The sequence below is a fragment of the Parashewanella curva genome (assembly GCF_003675895.1).
GTDB lineage: Bacteria > Pseudomonadota > Gammaproteobacteria > Enterobacterales > Shewanellaceae > Parashewanella > Parashewanella curva.
Genome location: NZ_ML014877.1, coordinates 1 through 6325, shown reverse-complemented (window position 1 = coordinate 6325; position 6325 = coordinate 1). Strand labels below are relative to the sequence as shown.

Annotated in this window: 5 protein-coding genes; 2 read left to right on the top strand and 3 right to left on the bottom strand. The window is 39.3% G+C overall.

Going from position 1 to position 6325, the window contains the following annotated elements; all coding sequences use genetic code 11:
• Positions 1-190: 190 nt before the first annotated feature.
• Entirely contained in the window at positions 191-661 is a 471-nt protein-coding gene (locus D5018_RS20330; RefSeq protein WP_121840811.1) for a hypothetical protein, read from the bottom strand.
• 209 nt (positions 662-870) lie between these two features.
• Here D5018_RS20330 and ggt point away from each other — a divergent pair, with 209 nt between their 5' ends.
• Positions 871-2604 carry a gamma-glutamyltransferase gene (gene ggt / locus D5018_RS20325; RefSeq protein ID WP_121840810.1) on the top strand — a complete coding sequence of 578 codons (1734 nt, stop codon included), beginning with the start codon at positions 871-873 and terminating at the stop codon, positions 2602-2604.
• 6 nt (positions 2605-2610) lie between these two features.
• Here ggt and D5018_RS20320 read toward each other — a convergent pair whose 3' ends face one another.
• Positions 2611-3867 carry an NAD(P)/FAD-dependent oxidoreductase gene (locus D5018_RS20320; RefSeq protein WP_121840809.1) on the bottom strand — a complete coding sequence of 419 codons (1257 nt, stop codon included), beginning with the start codon at positions 3865-3867 and terminating at the stop codon, positions 2611-2613.
• 14 nt (positions 3868-3881) lie between these two features.
• Positions 3882-4922, bottom strand: coding sequence for a proline racemase family protein (locus tag D5018_RS20315; protein WP_121840808.1), 1041 nt, complete (start codon positions 4920-4922; stop codon positions 3882-3884).
• 206 nt (positions 4923-5128) lie between these two features.
• On the opposite strand from D5018_RS20315, the gene D5018_RS20310 reads away from it, so the two are divergent.
• Complete coding sequence (locus D5018_RS20310) at positions 5129-6040, top strand: dihydrodipicolinate synthase family protein (RefSeq protein WP_121840807.1); 912 nt, start codon at positions 5129-5131, stop codon at positions 6038-6040.
• Positions 6041-6325 lie beyond the last annotated feature (285 nt).

The window sequence follows — 6325 nt, the reverse complement described above, 5'->3', positions numbered from 1 at the left end:
TGGCAAAGTGCTGGCTAATAGTGGTAGTTTTCATGGTGTTTAACAGGCAAAGACTATTATAAACCACGATCGATTCTGGTTGGCAAACGATCAAACTTAATTGCTTATTTTTGACCCGTTTGCCCTAACAAAAAGCCGCTTTTCTGTTTTAAAATTTTCTTAATTTGCAATTAACACTGAAACGCCAAAACTAAACAATAGGCTTTGCATGTCCCGATTTCTGCTTATAAGAGTTGGTAGGACTTTGAGGATTTTGAGCTCTATCAGCATTTAACAATGAGAAAATTGTATGCTCTTCCCTAATAAGAGATATTTTATATCGCTCTTCTGGTGGGATATAAGCCTCTGGATTCATTCCTCTTCGTAAAGAGTTACGAGTGAAAAAATTATGGACGACTTGATACTGAGATTCTTCATCTGCTTTAAAGCTAACCCTCACTTCACACCTTCGACCACTTGAGTCTACTACAATCATGTCATTGAAAACATAATACTTAAATCTTGTATTGTGGGGTAATGACCAAAGAATTAGACTTGTAGACTTACGGGCTGAAGCACGACTTCGAGCTGTATGCAACTCTTTCAGGCCTTCTGCTAATCCTCTTTTACTGCTGTTTTTTTGGGTTCCCGCTTTTTTTTGTAATTTCCTGATATTTTTCAATATCTAAATAGTCGTAAACCGAATTTTTTGATATTGCTGTAGCCATATCGAAGTATCATAATCTGTTAATTTGACGAGTATAAAAAGTTAAGCTGTATTTACCCTGAAGACATTGCATTCATCAATGCATACAATCCTCTTTGCATTGAGTGACAAAAGCCGCTAGATATGGCACATTCACCTGAATATAAACAATACAGGGACTTATCATGCGCACACCTAAGCTGCTAAAGGTACTTTCATTTACTTTAGCTTGTTCATTAGCTCCACTTTCACAAACTGTGCATGCCAATCAATCAGCTATCTACAGCAACATGTCTGTAGCACAGCCTGTTTGGGCAAAACATGGAATGGTTGCCAGCCAAGAAGCGCTAGCAAGCCAAGTTGGGGTCGATATTCTTAAAAAAGGCGGTAATGCAGTTGATGCAGCCGTTGCCGTTGGTTTCGCCTTATCGGTAACTTTACCTCGCGCAGGAAACATTGGTGGTGGTGGCTTTATGCTTGTGCATCTGGCTGACAAAAACAAAACGATTGCCATCGATTATAGAGAAACTGCACCAATGAAAGCTCATAAAGATATGTATCTTGATGAGCAAGGAAACGTAGTTAAAAAGCTCAGTCGCGAACACGGGCTGGCAGTTGGTGTACCAGGAACTGTCATGGGCTTGTCTCAAGCACTTGAAAAATACGGCACCATGACTTTAAAAGAAGTGATTCAGCCTTCAATAGACTTGGCTAAAAATGGCATATCAGTCACTGCAGATTTAGCCACTTCATTAGCAGCGCTTAAACGTCGTATATCACAATGGCCAAGCTCTGCAAAGATTTTTTATAAAGCTGATGGTAGTAACTTTCAACCGGGTGATAAATTAATTCAAAAGGATCTCTCGCATTCTTTACAATTAATCGCAGATAAAGGTATTGATGGTTTTTATAAAGGTGAAACAGCGAAAAAAATTGTAGAGGCAGTCAAAAATGCTGGCGGTAACCTCACAATGCAAGACTTTGCTAACTATAAGGTTATCGAGCGTAAACCCATTGTAGGTACTTATCGCGGATATAAGGTTGCTTCAATGCCGCCGCCTTCCTCTGGCGGAATCCACTTAATAGAAATGCTCAATGTGCTTGAGAACTTTCCGATCAAAAAATATGGAGCGAACAGCGCACAGACTATTCATGTTATGGCTGAAACCATGAAGCGTGCTTACGCTGATAGAAGTGAATACTTGGGTGATCCATCATTTTACAAAGTTCCTGTTAAACAGCTAACCAGTAAGGAATACGCAAAGCATATCGCTAAACACATTTCGATGAATAAGGCTAAGCCTTCTTCTGAAATAAAACCGGGTAAATTAGCACCATACGAGAGTGCTCAAACCACTCATTATTCGGTTATTGATAAATGGGGTAATGCTGTTTCCAATACCTACACGCTTAACTTTAGCTACGGTTCAGGACTGGTAGCCAAAGGAACAGGAATTTTACTGAATAACGAGATGGATGACTTCTCAGCAAAACCTGGTGCACCAAATGGTTATGGGTTAGTTGGCGGTGATGCGAACTCTATTGAGCCAGGCAAGAGACCATTGAGCTCAATGACTCCAACAATTGTATTCAAAGGTAATAAGCCTTTCTTGGTAACCGGCAGTCCCGGTGGTTCAAGGATCATCACTACTGTTATGCAAATAATTATGAATGTAATTGACCACAATATGAATATTCAAGAAGCGACAAATTCACCTCGTATCCACCATCAATGGTTACCTGATGAAATTCGAACAGAAAGAAGTTTAAATGGAGACACCATCCGTTTACTTGAGTCAATGGGACATAAAGTATCGATTAAATCCTCGATGGGTAGTACACAGTCTATTGAAGTAAGCGACCAAGGTTTGTTTGGTGCTAGCGATCCAAGGCGTAGTGGCAAAGCGGTGGGGTATTAAGCCCTGTTAAAACCGATTAATGTTATAAGGTGTCAGGTCAAAATCTACTTTTTGGTCTGACATTTTTTGCGCTACCAGCTTGCCAGTAATGGCTGACCAAGTTAAGCCTAAATGTTGGTGGCCAAAATTAACAAAAACATTTTCATGTTTTGTGCTACCGAATACAGGTAAACTATCTGGTAAAGAAGGTCTAAACCCCATCCACTCTTCCTGTTCATCGGAGCTTGATATACTTTTTAGCTCTGGTAAGAGTGCTTTTCCGTGAACAAGAAACCGATTAGAAATACCTTTAGTTGCTTCTAACTCCATTCCACCAAACTCAACCATTCCGGCAATTCGAGTTCCTTCTGTCATTGGTGTGATGATGCACTTTCTTTCGTAAGAAGTTACAGGGCGCTTAAGTTGTGAATGATGATTCAACATGAGGTGATAACCTCTTTCTGCCTCGAGTGGCACTTTATATCCCAAATCTTCGAGTAAAGATTTACTCCATGCACCTGCAGCGATTACGGCTTTTTCAGCTTTTAACGTAACTCTTTTAGCTTTAAAAGACGCATTGCCATTTAATAAAACTTGTTCGTGTTGAAAATTAATTTCTGTGACATCGAGCTGCCTGATTTCTCCACCATTTTCAATTACCTTCGCAGCCAAAGCCTCACAAATTAACTTAGGATCTGGAGTATGTGCAGTATCAGTAAAATACAGAGCAAACTGAATATCGGGGGATAAACTTGGCTCTAGCTCATGTAAGTCCTTGGATGTTAAAAAGGTCACAGGGATCCCTGTACTTTTATAGGCTTGATATTTTCTCTCGACTTCCTTTACAGGAGTTGATTCAAATACTAAAAAACTACCATTCTGTTGTATAAGTTCAGGCCTATTACAATATTCAAGCAAGATTTGCATTTCTTTAATCGCTTGGCTATTAAGTACAGCAATACTTGTAGAGTTTTTGATTCTTTTTTCAGGTAGCATTTCTCTCATAAACCGAACAAACCAAGGTATTGCCTTGTAAAAATAGTTGAATTTTATTCTAAATGGCCCGAGAGGATCGCAAAGCATCTGTGGAACTTTTAGCAATAATTCAGGATCAGCCAGAGGAAATACCTGTTCGGTTGCAAAGTGACCTGCATTACCAAATGATGCCCCTGCACCTATACCATTTTTATCAACGACTGTAACTTGATAGCCAAATTTTTGCAGGTGTAACGCTGTTGCCAACCCAATGATTCCTGCGCCTACTATCACAACTTGATTTTCCATTTATTAGTCATCCATCAACGCAGTAGAAATCCATATTTAAACGGGTCATTCTCATCGATAATAAATTCGTGTCGTCCCGTTATATAGGCAGTTCCAGTAACTTCAGGTATCACCGATTGCTTACCGAAAAAGTCAGTCTCAGAAATTGCAGTCACGGTCATAGAACCACCTACAATGCTTTCAATTGATAAAGTTTGATTTAGCGTTATCTCATTTCTAGCTTTGAGGAGTGCAACTCTTGCGGAGACACCCGTTCCAGTTGGAGAACGATCAACCTCACCATCGGCGAAGATGCATACATGTTTAGAGTGGCTTTCTTGTTTATCTACTTTTTTTGAAGTAAAAATCGTTCCGTAAAGAAAACTCAGGTCTGATTCTAAAGGATGGCAGATGTTATACTTTTCACTCACCGCCTGTTTGATCTTTTTGCCAAGTTCGATAAGCGCTGTGACATTATCAGGAGTACATTTGATTCCATACTTATCGGCATCAACGAAAGCGTAATAAGCTCCACCAAAGCCAATATCAAATTTAATGATACCGATACCTTCAATCTCAATTTTACAATCCAGTGCCTCAGCCCATGACGCTATATTTTTGAAGCTCGCGAAAATATTACCTTGCAGATCTTTCACAGCATTAGCTATAACTTGACCAGCAGGAGTGTCGACTTTGTAGTGTTTTTCCCCGTTTACCCATCCATGGTTGTCAGCTTGGCTTGCTACAGTAGTCAATGCCAAAATAGCATGACCACACATGCTACTGTAGCCTTCGTTGTGAATAAACAGAACACCATAATCTGAATCTTTTCGCTCAGGTTCAGTGATTAAGGCACCATACATATCAGCATGACCTCTTGGCTCAAATATGAGTGCTTGCCTTAGATGATCTAGATGTTCCTTAGCATACCTTCGCTTCTCTAAAATTGTCTTACCCTTTATTTTTGGAAAACCGTCAGTGACAATCCTTAGTGGCTCTCCTTCGGTATGCACGTCTGTCGTTTTTATTATTTGTAAGTTTTTTTGCTGATGTTCAGAAATTGAAAAAGAGACCATAGTTCACCCTAACTATATGCTTTTAAATACTTTACTAGATTAACAATTAAAGTAACATCTACTACTAAGAAGTCTTAAAAGAGATATCACCTCGGCTATAAAGCGACATAAATTTTTTATTTCACAATTGTGTTGTTCGCAAAACTAATGCATTATTGTATACAATATCCAACGCGTAAAACAAATATTTATCCATGAGGCATAAAATGACAGTTAATTGGCAAGGGGTTTATCCTGCAATTTCTACCCAATTTAATGGAGATGGCACCATTAATTTTTCATCTAACGCAGCTATGTTAGAGGCACTCATTGCCGATGGTGTCGATGGCATCATTGCACTAGGGACTATCGGCGAAAACGCTTCTCTCTCTGCTGATGAAAAACGTCAATTCATAGAGCAAACCGTAAAAACGGTAAATGGAAGAATAACTGTAATTTCTGGCTGTACCGAATACACAGCTGAGCTCGCAGCTCAATATGCAAGAGATGTTCAAAAACTCGGAGTTGACGGATTAATGCTCTTACCTGCCATGGTCTACCATGGAACTGACCGAGAAGTAGTCACTCATTACCAAACTGTGGCTAGAGCAGTACCTGAACTGCCTATCATGATCTACAACAACCCTGTTGGCTATGGTGTTGATATCAATCTTGATATGACCGCAACCTTAGCCAATGAAGCCAATATTATTGCAATTAAAGAATCGACTACAGACACACGCCGTTTAACGGAACTTCAAAGCCGTTTTGGTGATCGGTTTTTTCTATTTTGCGGTGTAGATGATATTGCTTTAGAAAGTATATTACTTGGCGCAACTGGCTGGATTTCTGGATTAACTAATGTCTTTCCTAGAGAGTCAGTAACATTATATAAATTGGCCAGACAAGGCAGAATAGAAGAAGCAAGAGAGATTTACCACTGGTTTATGCCTTTATTGCGTTTAGATACGATTCCAACTTTAGTTCAATGCATAAAATACGCTGAACAACTAGTTGGTAGAGGAAGCGAAAATGTGCGCTTGCCACGCCTAAAATTAATTGGTAAAGAAAGAGCGTATGTAGAAAAAGTAGTATCCGAAGCTATTGAAAATCGGTTAGATTTGAATAAGTACCAATAAGCTAATTTAACCTGAGGTCTGCATAAGCAAACCTCTACAGCGCAGCTAGTTATGCGTATTTCTTCGTTAGAACAGCTCGAAATAGGCCAGCTATTACGAACTGTTCAGCCTTGAACTACACAAAATTAGCCGCACTGCAGATTGAATTTATATTATATCTCAAGTTTCGGAGTTCATTTTTAGCTAAAATCATGGGAACTTTTCAGTTGAAATAGCCTCTTGGCGTAATGTAAAAGTATCCATTTGCATGACTTGATTAAAAAACTTGGTTACTTCTTCGTTGAT

Excerpts from the sequence above, each read along its gene's own strand:
- ggt (WP_121840810.1), top strand. The coding sequence starts at position 871 with ATGCGCACACCTAAGCTGCTAAAGGTACTTTCATTTACTTTAGCTTGT.
- D5018_RS20320 (WP_121840809.1), bottom strand. The coding sequence starts at position 3,867 with ATGGAAAATCAAGTTGTGATAGTAGGCGCAGGAATCATTGGGTTGGCA.
- D5018_RS20315 (WP_121840808.1), bottom strand. The coding sequence starts at position 4,922 with ATGGTCTCTTTTTCAATTTCTGAACATCAGCAAAAAAACTTACAAATA.
- D5018_RS20310 (WP_121840807.1), top strand. The coding sequence starts at position 5,129 with ATGACAGTTAATTGGCAAGGGGTTTATCCTGCAATTTCTACCCAATTT.